A 15,520-nucleotide genomic window follows, 5' to 3' on the forward strand; every position below is an offset into this window, starting at 1 on the left:
AGCGCGGCACCAATAAAATGATGAAGTTGGTCATAACCAATCCCGGGCGAACGCATCGCCATGGGCTGCACGCTCTTGCGATCGCCAGGACCAATCAGCCCCTCAACGTAAGCCGGACACATCCGCGCCCGGCGACGGTTGCCCAATGTTGCCACAAAGGGACGAAGCCACTCCGTCAGATCGTCCCGCCAATCATCCGCCATCGCCAGCCTCCACAAGCTGGCACTCCGTGAATCACCGCAAGTGACCCTTGGGAATCCTGAAAATGCACTTCCGCCAAAGTAGTGCTATACTTCTTCGATCCGCAACTCGACCGGCTCACCGGCGATGACTCCGGTGCGGGGCAGGGCCTCGATGGCGTGGTCTATGGCCTCGGGCGTGGTCTTGTGGGTGACGATCAGCACCGGCGCGACGCCCTCGCTGCGGGAATGGCCGTATTGCCGCATCCGGTCGATCGAAATGCCGGCATCGCCCAGCACGGTCGCCACCTTGGCCAGCGCCCCCGGCTTGTCGGTCAGTTGCAGGCGGATGTAATAGGCCGCCGGCACCGCAGTCCGCGCCGGCTGCGGCGAAGCCAGCGTCGCCGCCGGCTGGCCGAAACTCGGCATGCGCACGCCGCGCGCGATCTCGACCACGTCGGACATCACCGCGCTGGCAGTCGGACCTTCGCCGGCGCCGGCGCCGCGCAGCACGATCTGGCCGACCGAGTCGCCTTCGATCACCACCATGTTGGTGCCACCCTGCAACTGCCCCAGGGGGCTGTCGGCGGGCACCAGACAGGGCGACATGCGCTGCTCCAGTCCGCGCCCGGTCATCTGCGCCACGCCCAAGAGCTTGATGCGATAGCCCATATCGGCGGCCCGGCGGATATCGTCGATGCTGACCCGCTCGATGCCCTCGATCTCGACCGTGTCGAAGCTCGGCTTCGTGCCGAAGGCGATGGCGGCCAGGATCGCCAGCTTGTGGCTGGCATCGATGCCGCCAACGTCCAGCGTCGGATCGGCCTCCAGGTAACCCAGCTGCCGCGCCTCCTCGAACACCGTCTCATAGGGCAGGCCGGCGCTTTCCATCCGGGTCAGAATATAGTTGCAGGTGCCGTTCATCACCCCCATGACGCGGCGGATCTCGTTGCCCGAAAGCGACTCGGTCATCGCCTTGATGACCGGGATGCCGCCCGCAACGGCCGCCTCGAAGCGGATCACCCGGCCATTAGCCTCGGCCAGTTCCGCCAGTTCCTGGCCGTGGATGGCGAGCAGCGCCTTGTTGGCCGTCACCACGTCCTTGCCGGCGCGCAGCGCGGCGGTCACCGCCTCGCGGGCGATGCCCTCGTCGCCGCCGATCAGCTCGACCAGGACATCCACATCCTCGCGCAGCGCCAGGGCGCGGGCGTCGTCTTCCCAAGCATAGCCGGACAGGTCCACATCGCGGTTCTTCATCCGGTCGCGGGCGCTGACGGCGGTGATGGCGATGGGCCGGCCGGCGCGCAGGCCCAGCAGGGCGGCATGTTTCTGGATGATCTTGACGGTGCCGGTGCCGACCGTCCCGAGACCAGCGATGCCGAGACGAAGCGGAGAGGCGTTTTGCCCCTGGTTCTGGGCGGACATATGAAACTCTTATCTATGGACGATGCGGTGTTAGCGGATGGCGCGGCACGTTGCAACGCGCATGCTCAAGCCTCGTCGTCGCCCGCCCAATAGCCCTGCACCCCGGTCGCCCGCATCACCCGCAGCACCCGGGTGCCGATCTCGACCGTCTCCTCGCGGATACGATCCAGATCGGCGATGGCCAGCGGATGGCGCTGAACCTCGCCCTTGGTGTTGACGAAGGCCGGATGCCAGCGCGCCTTGTCCTCCGTCGGTCGCCAGGAGGCATGGCAAAGCAGGTTGCGGTGCAATCGGATCTCATAGAGCCGGTCGGTGATCCGGTTGCGGTCGCGCAACCCGGGATAGCGGCGCATGGCGGCATCGAGAAGCTCGATCAGCGTGCCCATGGAATCATCGGCGATCGAGACCATGCGGGTCAGCCAGCTTTGCAGCTCTTCCTCGGTCAGGTCGTCGGCCAGGCGCGCGCGGTCGAGCGCATAGATGGTGCGCTTGATGATTTCCTCGAGCCAGCCGAAATTCGCCACGCATTGCCCCAGCGCGGCGGCAAAATCCGGCGGCAGGGTGTAATGCGTCTCGGGCGGCGCGCCTATCCTTGCCATGAGGCACCGATGCAGGCGACGGGATACAGGCCATGGCACAGGCTCGCGCGCCACCGCCCGCCGAATGCCGCCCGCCAGGGATCGAGCGGCGCGCTCCGGCGCAGCGGGATCGCATCGGGCGGCAACGGCGCTATCGTCTCTCGGGAGCCATGCGCCCCGCGGGAGCGGTTCAGGAAAATGTTTGCCCGGCCGAATCTCGCCTTGCCTGCGATGCCGGTGATCTGCCCGCCCCTGCCGTCGTTCATCCTGTCCCCGCGCTTCCGGGGACGAGTTTTCCATGGCACCCGGCGGTAGGCAAGCCGGGTCAGAGGATCTTTTGCAGCAACACCAGGTCCAGCCAGCGGCCGAACTTGCGTCCTGCCTGCGGCAAGCGCCCGACCGCCACATAGCCGATGGCGCGGTGAAAGGCGATGCCGGCGGCGTTTTCGCCCGAAACGGCGGCGATCATGCTGTGCGCGCCACGGGCGCGGGCATGGTCCTCGATCGCCGTCATCAGCGCCCGGCCCAATCCGCGGCCACGGGCGGCGGGAGACAGGATCACGGTATGCTCCATGCAATGGGCATAGCCATTGCCGCCGCGGAACTGGTCATAGCTCGCCAGCCCCAGCACTGCGCCGGCTCGCTCGGCGACCAGGAATGCCCGCCCCGCCGCCCGGCGCGCGGCGATCATCCGCGCCAGCCCCTCGGCGGTCTTCTCCTCGCTGGAGAAGGTGATCGCGGTCTCGCGGATCAGCGGGTTCCAGAAGCCGAGGATCGCCGGAATATCCCCGTCGCCCGCAGGACGCAGCATCATTCTCCCGCCTTTCTCCGCGGCGCCGGCCCTTCGAAACGGCCCGGCTTCTTCGTTGCCCAAATACCCATGCGGCCGCGACGCTGGGCGCCCCGGCCGCACCCCTGTCACGCCGCCCGCGCCGCGCGGATCAGGCTCAGGATGTCGCGCGCGGCCGAGGGAATATTGGTCCCCGGCCCGAAGATCGCCTTCACCCCGGCCTTCTTCAGGAAGTCGTAATCCTGCTGCGGGATGACGCCGCCGCAGATCACGATGATGTCGCCGGCGCCCTGGTCCTTCAGCGCCGCGATCAGCTTGGGCGCCAGGGTCTTGTGCCCGGCGGCCTGCGAGGAAATCCCCACCACATGCACGTCGTTGTCGATGGCGTCCTGTGCGGCTTCCTCGGGGGTCTGGAACAGCGGCCCCACATCGACGTCGAAGCCGATATCGGCAAAGGCGGTGGCGATCACCTTGGCACCGCGGTCATGGCCGTCCTGGCCCATCTTGACCACCAGCATGCGCGGGCGGCGGCCCTCTTCCTCGGCGAAGGTCTCGACGTCGCGCTGGATCTGCGCGAAATCGTCGTCGCCCTCATAGGCGGCGCCATAGACGCCGGCCAGGGTCTTGACCTCGGCCCGGTGGCGGCCGAATTCCTTCTCCATCGCCATGCTGATCTCTCCCACGCTGGCCCGGGCGCGCGCGGCCTCGACCGCCGCCTCGAGCAGGTTGCCGCCTTCCTTCGCCCGACGCGTCAACTCGTCCAGCGCCGCCTGGCATTGCGCTTCGTCCCGCGTCGCGCGGATCCGGTTCAGCCGCGCGATCTGGGCCTCGCGCACCTTCATGTTGTCGATGTCGAGGATGTCGATCGGGTCTTCCTTCGCCAGGCGATACTTGTTCACCCCGACGATGACCTCCTCGCCGCGGTCGATCATGGCCTGGCGGCGAGCGGCGCTTTCCTCGATGCGCAGCTTGGGCATGCCCGAGGCGACGGCCTTGGTCATGCCGCCCATGGCCTCGACCTCCTCGATCAGCGCCCAGGCCTTTTCGGCCAGTTCATGGGTCAGGCTCTCGACGTAATAGCTGCCGGCCAGCGGATCGACGACATGGGTAATGCCGGTCTCCTCTTGCAGGATCAGCTGAGTGTTGCGGGCGATCCGGGCGCTGAACTCGGTCGGCAGCGCGATGGCTTCGTCCAGCGCGTTGGTATGCAGCGATTGCGTGCCGCCAAGCGCCGCCGCCATCGCCTCGTAGGCGGTGCGCACCACGTTGTTGTAGGGGTCCTGTTCCTGCAAGCTGACGCCCGAGGTCTGGCAATGCGTGCGCAGCATCAAGGAGCCCGGCTTCTTCGGGTTGAACTCCTTCATGATGCGCGTCCACAGCAGCCGCGCCGCGCGCAGCTTGGCCGCCTCCATGAAGAAATTCATGCCGATGGCAAAGAAGAAGGACAGCCGCCCGGCGAACTGGTCCACGTCCATGCCGGCCTTCAGCGCCGCCCGGACATATTCGCGCCCGTCGGCCAGGGTATAGGCCAGCTCCTGCACCAGGTTCGCCCCGGCCTCCTGCATGTGATAGCCGGAGATCGAGATCGAGTTGAACCTGGGCATCTCGTTCGAGGTGTATTCGATGATGTCCGCGATGATCCGCATCGAGGGCTCGGGCGGATAGATATAGGTGTTGCGGACCATGAACTCCTTGAGGATGTCGTTCTGGATGGTGCCCGACAGCACGGCGCGGGAATGGCCCTGTTCCTCGCCGGTGACAATGAAATTGGCCAGGACCGGGATCACCGCGCCGTTCATGGTCATGGACACGGAAACTTTATCCAGCGGGATGCCGTCGAACAGGATCTTCATGTCCTCGACGCTGTCGATGGCGACGCCCGCCTTGCCGACATCGCCCTCGACGCGCGAATGGTCGCTGTCATAGCCGCGATGCGTGGCCAGGTCGAAGGCGACCGAGACGCCCTGCTGCCCGGCGGCCAGCGCCTTGCGATAGAAGGCGTTCGATTCCTCGGCGGTGGAAAACCCCGCATATTGCCGGATGGTCCAGGGCCGGCCGGCATACATGGTGGCGCGCGGGCCGCGGGTATAGGGCTCGATCCCGGGCAGGCTGCCCAGATGCGGCAGGCCCTTGACGTCCTCCTCGGTATAGAGCGGCTTGACCTCGATTCCTTCGAGCGTGTGCCAGGTCAGGCTGTCGGGTTCGGCGCCTTTCAGCTCCTTGCTGGCGAGCCGGCGCCATTCTTCCAGAGCGGCTTTCGTGCTTTCGGTCATCTTGCATCCTTTCCCATGGCCCCTCGGCTCTTATATGAAGAGAGAGTAGAGGGGGCGATGAAACTGAAACGGTTGATTTTGCTGGCGATGGTGCCGCTTGTGGCGGCGATGGGGCCCAAGCCCGAAGGCGAGGCGGACGGCCATCGCCCGTATGTCCGCGGCGAAGTGCCCGCCGCGCGCAGCGAAGGCACGGCCGCGCCGGGCGGAACGCCCGCACACGAGCTGACCGTGCTGCCGGCGGCCGAGGCCGATCCGGCGGAGTTCATGTGGCAGGCACGGCCGGTGGTGATCTTTGCCAATACAGCCGCCGATCCGGCCTTCATCGAGCAACTGGCCGCCTTGCAGCGCGATCCCGCGCCGCTGATCGCCCGCGACGTGGTGGTGGTCACCGATACCGACCCTGCGGCGGCGAGCATCTGGCGCCGGCAATTGCGCCCCGAGGGCTTCTCGCTGGTGCTGATGGACAAGGACGGCCAGGTCAAGCAGCGCAAGCCCGTGCCCTGGTCGGTGCGCGAGATCACCCGCGCCATCGACAAGTTTCCGTTGCGCTTGCAGGAAATCGGACGTGCCGGCCTGCCGTGACGCTGTGCCGTGCATGACGGGGCCGGGCGCGCGTTGCGCGGGGCGACATGATATGCGTTGTGCGACGGAACACGGCGCAGGCAGCACGACGGGATATTGCGAAAATCGCAATTCGTGACTACCTTTGTGGCACAGGCGGTTTTCTGTCCGCCATGAAAGGAGCGGCTCATGAGCAAGTCGAATCTGCTGCGCAAGCGCGACACGCGGCCCGAACCCAAGCCGCGCCCCGAGCCTGTGCCGGTGAACGACAGCTTCGTCGCCCGGCTGGCCAAGGCCCGCACGGCCAATGAAATGACCAGTCTGATCGGCTTGAAACCCATCAAAGGCCGCTCCGGTCCGAAGATCGCTTATTAAGCCGCGCCCGCAGTTCGGCCAGTTCCGCGGGCAGGCTGGACGCGATCCGGTCCAGCCGCTCGCGCGCATCGCTTTCATACAGTTCCAGAATCGTCGCATCGCCGCCATGCAGGCTGGCGAGCAGGATGCGAATCGCCTCATACCCGGCTTCCCGCGCCACCTCGCTGAGTTCCAGATAGTCGAGGAACATCTCGGCCGCCCGGTCGCGATTGCGGCGCGCCAGCCTGGGCAGCTCCGTCTCGAAAGAGCGCATCAGCGCGATCTGCCGGTAATAGGTGACGACCGGGTCGATGACCAGCGCGGGCAGGATATGCACCTCGGTAATCAGGGCTGAAAAGATGCGGTCGTTGGAATTGTCCGGCAGCATCTGGATGAAGCCCTCGTCGCGGATGCGCCGGACGGTGTCGGGGATCTCCCTGATGTCGAGGCGCTGGTTTTCCAGGCTGACGACATGGGCGCGGATCTCGGCCAGCAGCGCGCGCTGCATGTCCGCCACCCGCTCGGCGCGCAGCTTGGCGTCGCGCCGGCGGTTCTGGAGGGCGACGACCCACCAACCCGTGGCGATGAACAGCCCGGCGATCAACGCCTGCTGTGCATGGGGGCTGAGATAATCGTCGAAAGGCGGCATGATCCCCGATCCCTGTGCCGGGTGCTGGCGCGCGCCCGGCGGTTGCCCGTCACTCGAACTCGATGATCACGTCATCGACCTTGAGGCTTTCGCCTGGCTTGGCATTGACGGATTTCACCACGGACTTCTTCTCGGCGCGCAGGATGTTTTCCATCTTCATCGCCTCGACGGTGGCCAGCGCCTGGCCCTCCTGCACCTCGTCCCCGGCCTCGACATTGATCCTGACCACCAGGCCCGGCATCGGGCAGAGCAGGAATTTCGAGGTGTCGGGCGGCAACTTCTCGGGCATCAGCCGCGCCAACTCGGCGGCGCGCGGGCGGCGGATATAGGTTTTCAGGTCCGCGCCCCGCACCCGCAGCCGGAAGCCCGAGGGCAGGCGGTCGACCTTCATCACCAGCGGCGCGCCATCGACGGTCAGCCGCGCCAGAGATTGCCCGGGCAGCCAGTCACTTTCGACGCGCAGTTTCCGGCCGTCGATCTCGACCGTCGAGCCCTGCTTGTCGGCGGTGATGCGCACCGGGATTTCCTTGCCGGCGGTGAACACGACCCAATGCTCGCCGACATGGCGCTCATGGTTGTCCAGCCGGCCCGAGATGCGGGTGCGCCGGATTTCCGCCACGCGATGCATGGCCGCGGCCGAGGCGGCGATGCGGGTGATCTCGGCCTCCGGCAGGGTCGCGCCCAGGAAGCCGTCGGGATATTCCTCGGCGATGAAGGCGGTCGAGATGTCGCCCGAAACGAATTTCGGGTGGTCCATCACCGCCGAGAGGAAGGGCAGGTTGTGGCCGATGCCCTCGACCTCGAACTCGTCCAGCGCCAGGCGCATCTGCTCGATGGCCGCCTCGCGGGTCGGCGCCCAGGTGCAGAGCTTGGCGATCATCGGGTCGTAATACATGCTGATCTCGCCGCCCTCATAGACGCCGGTATCGTTGCGTACCCCGGTCGCGGCCGCGGGCGGATGGTCGCCGGGATGGGCGGGCACCCAGGTATCCGCAGCCTGCATCGGTCCGGCGGCGGTCTCGGCCGGCGGGCGATAGCGGGTCAGCCGGCCGATCGAGGGCAGGAAGTTGCGATAGGGATCCTCGGCGTAAAGCCGGCTTTCGATGGCCCAGCCGTTGATCTTCAGATCCGCTTGCGCGAAGGGCAGGGGCTCGCCGGCCGCGACGCGGATCATCTGCTCGACCAGGTCGATGCCGGTGATCAACTCGGTCACCGGATGCTCGACCTGCAAGCGGGTGTTCATTTCCAGGAAATAGAAATTCTTCTGCGCATCGACGATGAACTCCACCGTGCCGGCCGAGGTGTAGCCCACTGCCTTGGCCAGCGCCACGGCCTGCTCGCCCATGGCCTTGCGGGTCGCCTCGTCCAGGAAGGGCGAAGGCGCCTCCTCGATCACCTTCTGGTTGCGGCGCTGGATCGAGCATTCGCGCTCATGCACATAGACGCAATTGCCGTGCTTGTCGGCCAGAACCTGGATCTCGATATGCCGGGGCTGGGTGACGAATTTCTCGATGAAGATCCGGTCGTCGCCGAAGCTGTTCGCCGCCTCGTTCTTGGAGGATTCGAAGCCCTCGCGCGCCTCCTGCTCGGTCCAGGCGATGCGCATGCCCTTGCCGCCGCCGCCGGCGGATGCCTTGATCATCACCGGAAAGCCGATTTCCTTCGAGATCTTCACGGCTTCGTCGGCATCGGCGATCAGGCCCATATAGCCGGGAACCGTGCTGACCCCGGCCTCCTGCGCCAGTTTCTTCGAGGTGATCTTGTCGCCCATCGCCTCGATGGCGGGCGAGGGTGGGCCGATGAAGGTGACGCCTTCCTTCTCCAGCGCCTCGGCGAATTTCATGTTCTCGGACAGGAAGCCATAGCCGGGATGCACCGCCTCGGCGCCGGTCTGGCGGATCGCCTCCATGATCCTGTCGATCACGATATAAGATTGGTTGGCCGGGGGCGGGCCGATATGCACGGCCTCGTCCGCCATCTTGACATGCAGCGCATTGCGGTCGGCGTCGGAATAGACGGCGACGGTCTGGATGCCCATCTTCTTGGCGGTCTTGATGACCCGGCAGGCGATCTCGCCCCGGTTGGCGATCAGGATTTTCTTGAACATGTTTCTTTCCCTTGGGGCAGATCCCGAACGTGAAAAAGCCGTCCCGGCACGAGACCGGAACGGCTGGAAAAAAGCCTGGGCGGCGCGCCGGGGCGTGCCGTCAGCTTGGCGAAGGTGTTATTGGCACAGACGCACGTCGTCGCACAGCGCACCGGCGACAGCGCCGATCGCCGCGCCCTTGGCGACGTCGTGGCCGCCCAGATGGGCAGCGGTGGCGCCGACACCGGCACCGATGATGCCGCGGTCCATGTCGGTTGGATTGATGCCTTGGGTGCAGCCGGCCAGGCCAAACAGGCCCAGCCCAAGCACGAGAGCGAGTTTCTTGGACATCTCGTTTGCTCCGGGATGCGGGCGGCAGCGCGGGCCGTCAGTCCTGCGCCTTCCGCCCTGTTGAAATCAGTAGCGGCGCTGGCAGACGCCGGCGTCGTCGCAAAGCGCGCCGCCAGCCGCGCCGATGAGCGCGCCCGTGGCCACGTCACCGTCGATGATCTTTGCCACCGCCGCACCGGCGAGCGCACCGCCAGCCGCGCGCTGCGCGTCGGGGGAAAGGGTCGAGCCGCCGCCATAGCCCTGTTCGCAGGCGGCAAGGCCGGCGACCAGCAGGACCGCGCCGGAAAGACGGAGGATGACGGATTTTTGCATAGCTTTTTGCCTGTATTATGGACCCGCTTCCGGGCCGTTGGTGATAGAGGTGCGCACAATATTGCACGCGCCATTTCGGGAAGAAACTGACAACGGTGTGAAAAGACGTCACTACGCGGCAATCCGCCCATCCCCTGGCCGGTCATCAGCGTTCGTCCTCGTCGTCCCAGTCCTCGTCGTCCCAATCGGCATCGTCCCAGTCGAACTCCGGGGCGTCCTCGGCGAAAAGCTCGGGAAAGCTGACCTCGGCGCGTTTCATGTCAACGCGCAGAAGCTGGTCGTAATCGGTGGGATCAAGCTTGCCGACCGCGATCACCTCGCGGCCAAGCAGCCAGGACAACCGTCCGGCGTCGAGATTGCCGCGCGGAAAGGGCTCCTCGCCGAAATGCTCGATCAAGGCCGCCAGAAAGGCGGTATCGGCGCGGCGGTCGGCCGGCTTGCGGTCGCGATAGCGCTCGCGCCGGACCAGCGGCGTTGCGCCCTTCTTGTTGGCGCGGCGGATGGTGAACTGGAAATCGGTGCCCGGAAGGCGGCCGGGAAAGCCGCGATGCTTCAGCATGTCTTGCCCCCTTGGAGAATTGCGCGAAGGCGCGGGGGCTGGGCGGGACGCGGATGGCGCGGGCCGCCTTGCAGCCCGCGCGCGGCCAATGGCTCAGTTGGCGCCGTATTTGCCTTGGAAGACCGGCTCGGGCTGGACCGGAACCGGGGCGACTTCGGGCTCTTTCGGGGCGCAGGCCGCGGCGAGGCCGACCAGAACGAGGGCGAGTGCAAGCTTTTTCGACATATCGTCGTGCTCCTGTGTTGCGGGATCGTTAGGTCCCGACTGCTCGGTTGAGATTCGGCCGCCTCATGCGACCGCGCGGGCATGATAGCCAGCGCCGCGCAGCGCCGACAGGCACCCCGCGGGCAGGCGGGCGCGGGTGCGGGCGGCTGTGGCAGGCTTGCATCAGGCGTCAGGGAAAGACACATCACCACGGCTCCCATTCGCAGGCATCGCGGTCGGGCGGCAGGCGAAAGGCCTCGAAGATCTGCACCGCCTCGGGATCGAAGGTGCCGAAGGGCATCTCGCGGTCCGCCAGGCTGATGATGATCTGGCTGGGCCGCGCTGTCAGCGCGGCGATGCGGGGCAGGGCCCAGTTTTCGCACAGCCAGACGATATCGTCATGCACCGGATCCTGCGCCAGCACATCGGGCGCGGCGGGCAGCACGGGCTGGCCGATCAGCGCATCGGCCTCCTCCTCCTCGGCCTCGGAGGGGATGTCCGCCTCGGCCAGATCCTCCAGCGCGGCGGGGTCGATCAGCCCGTCATCAGCCTCGGCGCCCGAAATCTCGCCGCTTTCGGTGTCGATCTCGATCGGGCCGCGCGCCCCGTCCTCCACGAAGTCCGAGGCCGGGCCGCTGGTCGCCGGCACGCGCTGCGCCAGGTCGGGCATGACGAAGCGAAAACGATAGGTCAGGCCGAATCCGCCGGCATCATCGTGGCGCGTCTCTTGCCAGCGCACCACGGCACCCGAAGGCAGGGCGATGTCGGCCCCGGCATCCTGCGCAAGCGCAGGTCCGGCGACCCCGGCCAGAACGGCCGAAGGCACCAGCGCAAGGCCGATCACCGCAACTCCCGGCATGATTCCTCCCTCCGTATCCCGCCGTTACAGCGGGATGTTGTCGTGCTTTTTCCAGGGATTCGACAGCTTCTTGCCGCGCAGGCTGGCAAAGGCGCGCGCGACGCGGCGGCGGGTCGAATGCGGCTGGATCACCTCGTCGATGAAGCCTTTCTCGGCAGCGACGAAGGGGTTGGCAAAGCGGTCCTCGTAATCCTTGGTGCGGCCGGCGATCTTTTCGGCATCGCCCAGCTCGCTGCGATACAGGATCTCGACCGCGCCCTTGGCGCCCATCACGGCGATCTCGGCGGTGGGCCAGGCATAGTTGAAATCGCCGCGCAGGTGCTTGGAGGCCATGACGTCATAGGCGCCGCCATAAGCCTTGCGGGTGATGACCGTGACCTTTGGCACGGTGGCCTCGCCATAGGCGAAGAGCAGCTTCGCGCCGTGCTTGATGACGCCGCCATATTCCTGTCCGGTGCCCGGCAGGAAGCCTGGCACGTCGACGAAGGTCAGGATCGGGATCTCGAAGGCGTCGCAGAAGCGCACAAAGCGCGCCGCCTTGCGCGAGCTGTCGATGTCGAGGCAGCCGGCCAGCACCATCGGCTGGTTGGCGACGACGCCGACGGTCTGGCCCTCGATGCGGATGAAGCCGGTGATGATGTTGGCGGCGAAATCCTTCTGGATCTCGTAGAAATCGCCCTCGTCCGCGACCTTCAGGATCAGTTCCTTCATGTCGTAGGGCTGGTTCGGGTTGTCGGGGATCAGCGTGTCGAGGCTGGGCTCGACCCGGGCCGGATCGTCGAAGAAGGGCCGGGTCGGCGCCTTTTCGCGGTTGTTGAGCGGCAGCAGATCGACCAGCCGGCGGATTTCCGACATGGCCTCGACGTCGTTCTCGAAAGCGCCGTCGGCGACCGAACTTTTCTTGGTATGGGTCGAGGCGCCGCCCAGTTGCTCGGCCGTCACCACTTCGTTCGTCACCGTCTTGACCACGTCCGGACCGGTCACGAACATGTAGGAGGTGTCCTTGACCATGAAGATGAAGTCGGTCATCGCCGGCGAATAGACCGCGCCGCCGGCGCAGGGGCCCATGATGACGCTGATCTGCGGCACCACGCCCGAGGCCATGATATTGCGCTGGAACACGTCGGCATAGCCGGCGAGGCTGGCGACCCCTTCTTGAATCCGTGCGCCGCCGGAATCGTTCAGCCCGATCACCGGGGCGCCGTTCTGCACCGCCATGTCCATGATCTTGCAGATCTTCTGCGCATGGGTTTCCGACAGCGAGCCGCCGAAGACGGTGAAGTCCTGGCTGAACACATAGACCATGCGGCCGTTGATCGTGCCCCAGCCGGTGACCACGCCGTCGCCATAGGGGCGGTCCTCCTCCATGCCGAAATCGGTCGAGCGGTGGCGGACGAACATGTCGAATTCCTCGAACGACCCCTCGTCCAGCAACAGTTCGAGCCGCTCGCGCGCGGTCAGCTTGCCGCGGGCGTGCTGGGCGTCGATGCGTCGCTGTCCACCACCCAGCCGCGCATCGCGGCGGCGCGATTCCAGTTCGCCGAGGATGTCCTTCATGAGCCGTCTCCCTTTGGGTTTGGCGCAAACTACCGGCTTGGCGCAGATGCGGAAAGCGGAAAGGCGAATATTTGCAAAATATGCTAGCCAATTGCGCTGCAAATAGCAAAAATGCTAAAACCCTTGACGCCGCGCATGGCAAGAGCCATGCCGCTGCCATGGGACTCGTCATTGATCTTGCGGCCGTCGTGGCCAATTGGAAGGCGCTTGCGGCCAAGGCCCCGGGCGCGCGGACAGCGGCCGTGGTCAAGGCCGATGCCTATGGGCTGGGTGCGGATCGCGTGGCGCCGGCGCTTTACGGCGCGGGGGCACGGGATTTCTTCGTCGCGCTGGCCTCCGAAGGGCGGGCGATCCGGCCGCTTCTGCCCGAGGATGCGCGGATCTTCGTGCTGTCCGGCCATATGGAAGGCGCGGATCTGGCCGGGTTGATCCCGTTGCTGAACAGTCCCGAGCAGTTCTTCCGCGACCGGGCGCTGCGTCCGCGCGGTCCTTTCGGCATCCAGCTCGACAGCGGCATGAATCGGCTGGGCATCGAGCCCGGCGAATGGGCCGCCATCCGGGCCGAGGCGCTGGCCGGCGTGCCGGCGCTGATCATGTCGCATCTGGCCTGCGCGGATGAGCCGGACCATACGGCCAATGCCCAGCAGCTCGCCGCTTTCCGCGCGATGACCGAGGGCGTGGCTGCGCCGCGCTCGCTGGCGGCGACGGGCGGCATCCTGCTGGGACCGGATTACCATTTCGACCTGGTGCGGCCGGGCATCGGGCTTTATGGCGGCGAGCCCTTTGCTGATGCGCAGCCCGTGGTGACGCTGGCGCTGCCGGTGATCCAGGTGCGCGAGGTGAAGCCCGGCGAATCCGTGGGCTACGGCTATGCCTGGACCGCCGAGCGCCCGTCGCGGGTGGCGACGGTTGCGGCGGGCTATGCCGACGGGCTGGCGCGGGCGCTGGCACGGGACGGCAGGCTGGTGCTTTGGGCCGGCGAGCGCGCCTGCCCGGTGATCGGCCGCATCTCGATGGACCTGATCACCGTCGACGTGACCGACCTGCCCGACGTGCCGGCGGCGCTGGAGATCCTGAACGCACGGCAGGGTGTCGACGATCTGGCGGCGCTGTCGGGCACCATCGGCTATGAGATCCTGACCTCGCTGGGGCGGCGATACGAGCGGACCTGGCTTTGAACCCGATCCGGCTGACCGGCAGGGCGGCGATCGGCCTGGCCCGGATGACCGGGCGGGTGACGATCTTTGCCGCACGCGGTCTGGCTCGGATAGGGCAGCATCCGGCGGAACTGGCGCGGCAGGTCATGCAGATCGGCTGGCTCTCGCTGCCGGTGGTCGGGCTGACCGCGCTGTTCACCGGCGCGGCGCTGGCCTTGCAGATCCATTCCGGGGGCGAGCGGTTCCAGGCCGGCGACGTGGTGCCGGCCATCGTCGCCATCGGCATGGCGCGCGAGCTGGGCCCGGTCTTAGGCGGGCTGATGGTCGCGGCCCGCGTCGCCAGCGCCATCGCCGCGGAACTGGGCACCATGCGGGTGACCGAGCAGATCGACGCGCTGGTGACGCTTTCGACCGATCCCATGGGCTGGCTGGTCTCGCCCCGGCTGTGGGCGGCGCTGCTCTGCGTGCCGGTGCTGGTGGGCATCGGCGATGTGATCGGCATCATGGGCGGCTGGCTGATCGGGGTGAACGCGCTGGGGTTCAACTCGGCGCTCTACCTGTCCAATTCCTGGGCCTACCTGGAAAGCTGGGACGTGGTCTCGGGCCTGCTGAAGGGCGCGGTGTTCGGGCTGATCGTGGCGCTGTCGGGCTGCTGGTTCGGCATGATGGCGGCCGGGGGTGCGGCGGGCGTCGGGCGGGCAACGACGAATGCCGTGGTTGCGGCCTCGGTCGGCATCCTGGCCGCCAATTTCGCGCTGACGGGGTTGTTCTTCTGATGCTGGCGGTGCGCGGCCTTTCCAAGAGCTTCGGCGCCAAGCGGGTGCTGGACGGCGCGGATCTGGACCTGGCTATGGGCGAAAGCCTGGTGGTGATCGGTGGCTCGGGCACCGGCAAATCGGTGCTCTTGCGCTGCATCCTGGGGCTGGAGACGCCCGATGCGGGCGAGATCCTGTGGCGGGGCCGTCCGCTCGCCGGGCAGCGGGCTGCGTTCATGGATCATTTCGGCATGCTGTTCCAGAATGCGGCGCTGTTCGACAGCCTGCCGGTCTGGCGCAACGTGGCGTTTCGTCTGCTGCGGACCCAGCCCAAGGCGCGCGCGCGCGCCATCGCCATCGAAAAGCTGGCTCGCGTCGGGCTCGGCCCCGAGGTGGCGGACCTTTACCCGGCCGAACTCTCGGGGGGGATGCGCAAGCGCGCCGGGCTGGCCCGCGCCATCGCCGCCGATCCGAAGGTGATCTTCTTCGACGAGCCGACGACCGGCCTCGACCCGATCCGTGCGGCAACGATCAACACCCTGATCCGCGGCATCGTCGATGAGACCGGCGCCACCGCCATCACCATCACCCATGACATGTCCTCGGCCCGCAGCATTGCCGACCGGGTGGCGCTCCTGGATCGCGGCCGGCTACGCTGGCAGGGCAGCGTGGCCGAAATGGATGCCGCAGAGGACGATTATCTGCGTGATTTCGTCACAGGCCGGGCCCGGCCCATGGCGCGGGGACCGCAAGGGTGATGGCCGTTTTTCCGCTCAATCCCGTGCAAATCCAAAACTGCGGGCCCGTCCCCCTTGTGCGAATCCCGCGCAGTTGCAACCATGAGTTACTGAGAACCCCACCTCGGAGACGA

Annotated in this window: 17 protein-coding genes and 1 pseudogene; 5 read left to right on the forward strand and 13 right to left on the reverse strand. The window is 66.7% G+C overall.

Annotated elements, in window-relative coordinates:
* The 5 genes and pseudogenes from AQY21_RS28035 to scpA all read right to left on the reverse strand — a co-directional run.
* A pseudogene (locus AQY21_RS28035) lies at positions 1 to 238 on the reverse strand (transposase); the annotation flags it as partial.
* 49 nt (positions 239 to 287) lie between these two features.
* Positions 288 to 1,604: a homoserine dehydrogenase gene (locus AQY21_RS19560; protein ID WP_058099279.1), complete on the reverse strand. Its 1,317-nt coding sequence runs from the start codon at positions 1,602 to 1,604 to the stop codon at positions 288 to 290.
* 65 nt (positions 1,605 to 1,669) lie between these two features.
* Positions 1,670 to 2,203 carry a hypothetical protein gene (locus AQY21_RS19565; RefSeq protein ID WP_058099280.1) on the reverse strand — a complete coding sequence of 178 codons (534 nt, stop codon included), beginning with the start codon at positions 2,201 to 2,203 and terminating at the stop codon, positions 1,670 to 1,672.
* A gap of 304 nt (positions 2,204 to 2,507) precedes the next feature.
* Entirely contained in the window at positions 2,508 to 2,993 is a 486-nt protein-coding gene (locus AQY21_RS19575) for a GNAT family N-acetyltransferase (protein WP_058099321.1), read from the reverse strand.
* Positions 2,994 to 3,100: 107 nt separating this feature from the next.
* Positions 3,101 to 5,245 (reverse strand): methylmalonyl-CoA mutase, encoded by a 2,145-nt coding sequence (scpA, locus tag AQY21_RS19580; protein ID WP_058099282.1) that lies wholly within the window; start codon positions 5,243 to 5,245, stop codon positions 3,101 to 3,103.
* A gap of 57 nt (positions 5,246 to 5,302) precedes the next feature.
* On the opposite strand from scpA, the gene AQY21_RS19585 reads away from it, so the two are divergent.
* Positions 5,303 to 5,827 (forward strand): DUF4174 domain-containing protein, encoded by a 525-nt coding sequence (locus AQY21_RS19585; RefSeq protein WP_058099283.1) that lies wholly within the window; start codon positions 5,303 to 5,305, stop codon positions 5,825 to 5,827.
* 168 nt (positions 5,828 to 5,995) lie between these two features.
* Complete coding sequence (locus AQY21_RS19590; RefSeq protein ID WP_058099284.1) at positions 5,996 to 6,181, forward strand: hypothetical protein; 186 nt, start codon at positions 5,996 to 5,998, stop codon at positions 6,179 to 6,181.
* On the opposite strand, the gene AQY21_RS19595 is transcribed toward AQY21_RS19590, so the two are convergent.
* From AQY21_RS19595 to AQY21_RS19625, 8 genes are all read right to left on the reverse strand, one after another.
* Positions 6,147 to 6,809 (reverse strand): hypothetical protein, encoded by a 663-nt coding sequence (locus tag AQY21_RS19595; protein ID WP_058099285.1) that lies wholly within the window; start codon positions 6,807 to 6,809, stop codon positions 6,147 to 6,149. The two genes, AQY21_RS19590 and AQY21_RS19595, sit on opposite strands and share 35 nt — an antisense overlap.
* A 49-nt stretch (positions 6,810 to 6,858) precedes the next feature.
* A complete protein-coding gene (locus tag AQY21_RS19600) occupies positions 6,859 to 8,916 on the reverse strand; it encodes an acetyl/propionyl/methylcrotonyl-CoA carboxylase subunit alpha (protein ID WP_058099286.1) in 2,058 nt (685 codons plus the stop codon).
* 117 nt (positions 8,917 to 9,033) lie between these two features.
* Complete coding sequence (locus AQY21_RS19605; RefSeq protein ID WP_058099287.1) at positions 9,034 to 9,246, reverse strand: hypothetical protein; 213 nt, start codon at positions 9,244 to 9,246, stop codon at positions 9,034 to 9,036.
* Positions 9,247 to 9,312: 66 nt separating this feature from the next.
* The gene (locus tag AQY21_RS19610; RefSeq protein WP_011749921.1) at positions 9,313 to 9,558 is read right to left on the reverse strand and encodes a hypothetical protein; all 246 of its coding nucleotides are present in this window, start codon (positions 9,556 to 9,558) and stop codon (positions 9,313 to 9,315) included.
* A 145-nt stretch (positions 9,559 to 9,703) separates the two neighbouring features.
* Positions 9,704 to 10,117, reverse strand: coding sequence for a hypothetical protein (locus AQY21_RS19615; RefSeq protein ID WP_058099288.1), 414 nt, complete (start codon positions 10,115 to 10,117; stop codon positions 9,704 to 9,706).
* Positions 10,118 to 10,210: 93 nt separating this feature from the next.
* Positions 10,211 to 10,342: a hypothetical protein gene (locus AQY21_RS30040; protein WP_255374814.1), complete on the reverse strand. Its 132-nt coding sequence runs from the start codon at positions 10,340 to 10,342 to the stop codon at positions 10,211 to 10,213.
* Between the two features lie 184 nt (positions 10,343 to 10,526).
* Positions 10,527 to 11,180, reverse strand: coding sequence for a DUF6497 family protein (locus tag AQY21_RS19620; RefSeq protein WP_058099289.1), 654 nt, complete (start codon positions 11,178 to 11,180; stop codon positions 10,527 to 10,529).
* Positions 11,181 to 11,204: 24 nt separating this feature from the next.
* Positions 11,205 to 12,737 (reverse strand): acyl-CoA carboxylase subunit beta, encoded by a 1,533-nt coding sequence (locus AQY21_RS19625; protein WP_058099290.1) that lies wholly within the window; start codon positions 12,735 to 12,737, stop codon positions 11,205 to 11,207.
* 158 nt (positions 12,738 to 12,895) lie between these two features.
* Between AQY21_RS19625 and alr the strand changes: the two genes are divergently transcribed.
* The 3 genes from alr to AQY21_RS19640 are packed head-to-tail and all read left to right on the forward strand — an operon-like array spanning position 12,896 to position 15,407.
* Positions 12,896 to 13,915: an alanine racemase gene (gene alr / locus AQY21_RS19630; RefSeq protein ID WP_058099291.1), complete on the forward strand. Its 1,020-nt coding sequence runs from the start codon at positions 12,896 to 12,898 to the stop codon at positions 13,913 to 13,915.
* Positions 13,912 to 14,670, forward strand: coding sequence for an ABC transporter permease (locus AQY21_RS19635; RefSeq protein ID WP_058099292.1), 759 nt, complete (start codon positions 13,912 to 13,914; stop codon positions 14,668 to 14,670). Before alr ends, AQY21_RS19635 begins: the two co-directional genes overlap by 4 nt.
* Entirely contained in the window at positions 14,670 to 15,407 is a 738-nt protein-coding gene (locus tag AQY21_RS19640; RefSeq protein WP_058099293.1) for an ABC transporter ATP-binding protein, read from the forward strand. The genes AQY21_RS19635 and AQY21_RS19640 overlap by 1 nt, the downstream gene beginning before the upstream one ends.
* Positions 15,408 to 15,520: the final 113 nt, after the last annotated feature.

The organism is Paracoccus sp. MKU1 (assembly GCF_001447385.1).
GTDB lineage: Bacteria > Pseudomonadota > Alphaproteobacteria > Rhodobacterales > Rhodobacteraceae > Paracoccus.

Coding starts and splice junctions, on each gene's coding strand:
- AQY21_RS19560 (WP_058099279.1), bottom strand. CDS start 1,604: ATGTCCGCCCAGAACCAGGGGCAAAACGCCTCTCCGCTTCGTCTCGGC.
- AQY21_RS19565 (WP_058099280.1), bottom strand. CDS start 2,203: ATGGCAAGGATAGGCGCGCCGCCCGAGACGCATTACACCCTGCCGCCG.
- AQY21_RS19575 (WP_058099321.1), bottom strand. CDS start 2,993: ATGCTGCGTCCTGCGGGCGACGGGGATATTCCGGCGATCCTCGGCTTC.
- scpA (WP_058099282.1), bottom strand. CDS start 5,245: ATGACCGAAAGCACGAAAGCCGCTCTGGAAGAATGGCGCCGGCTCGCC.
- AQY21_RS19585 (WP_058099283.1), top strand. CDS start 5,303: ATGAAACTGAAACGGTTGATTTTGCTGGCGATGGTGCCGCTTGTGGCG.
- AQY21_RS19590 (WP_058099284.1), top strand. CDS start 5,996: ATGAGCAAGTCGAATCTGCTGCGCAAGCGCGACACGCGGCCCGAACCC.
- AQY21_RS19595 (WP_058099285.1), bottom strand. CDS start 6,809: ATGCCGCCTTTCGACGATTATCTCAGCCCCCATGCACAGCAGGCGTTG.
- AQY21_RS19600 (WP_058099286.1), bottom strand. CDS start 8,916: ATGTTCAAGAAAATCCTGATCGCCAACCGGGGCGAGATCGCCTGCCGG.
- AQY21_RS19605 (WP_058099287.1), bottom strand. CDS start 9,246: ATGTCCAAGAAACTCGCTCTCGTGCTTGGGCTGGGCCTGTTTGGCCTG.
- AQY21_RS19610 (WP_011749921.1), bottom strand. CDS start 9,558: ATGCAAAAATCCGTCATCCTCCGTCTTTCCGGCGCGGTCCTGCTGGTC.
- AQY21_RS19615 (WP_058099288.1), bottom strand. CDS start 10,117: ATGCTGAAGCATCGCGGCTTTCCCGGCCGCCTTCCGGGCACCGATTTC.
- AQY21_RS30040 (WP_255374814.1), bottom strand. CDS start 10,342: ATGTCGAAAAAGCTTGCACTCGCCCTCGTTCTGGTCGGCCTCGCCGCG.
- AQY21_RS19620 (WP_058099289.1), bottom strand. CDS start 11,180: ATGCCGGGAGTTGCGGTGATCGGCCTTGCGCTGGTGCCTTCGGCCGTT.
- AQY21_RS19625 (WP_058099290.1), bottom strand. CDS start 12,737: ATGAAGGACATCCTCGGCGAACTGGAATCGCGCCGCCGCGATGCGCGG.
- alr (WP_058099291.1), top strand. CDS start 12,896: ATGGGACTCGTCATTGATCTTGCGGCCGTCGTGGCCAATTGGAAGGCG.
- AQY21_RS19640 (WP_058099293.1), top strand. CDS start 14,670: ATGCTGGCGGTGCGCGGCCTTTCCAAGAGCTTCGGCGCCAAGCGGGTG.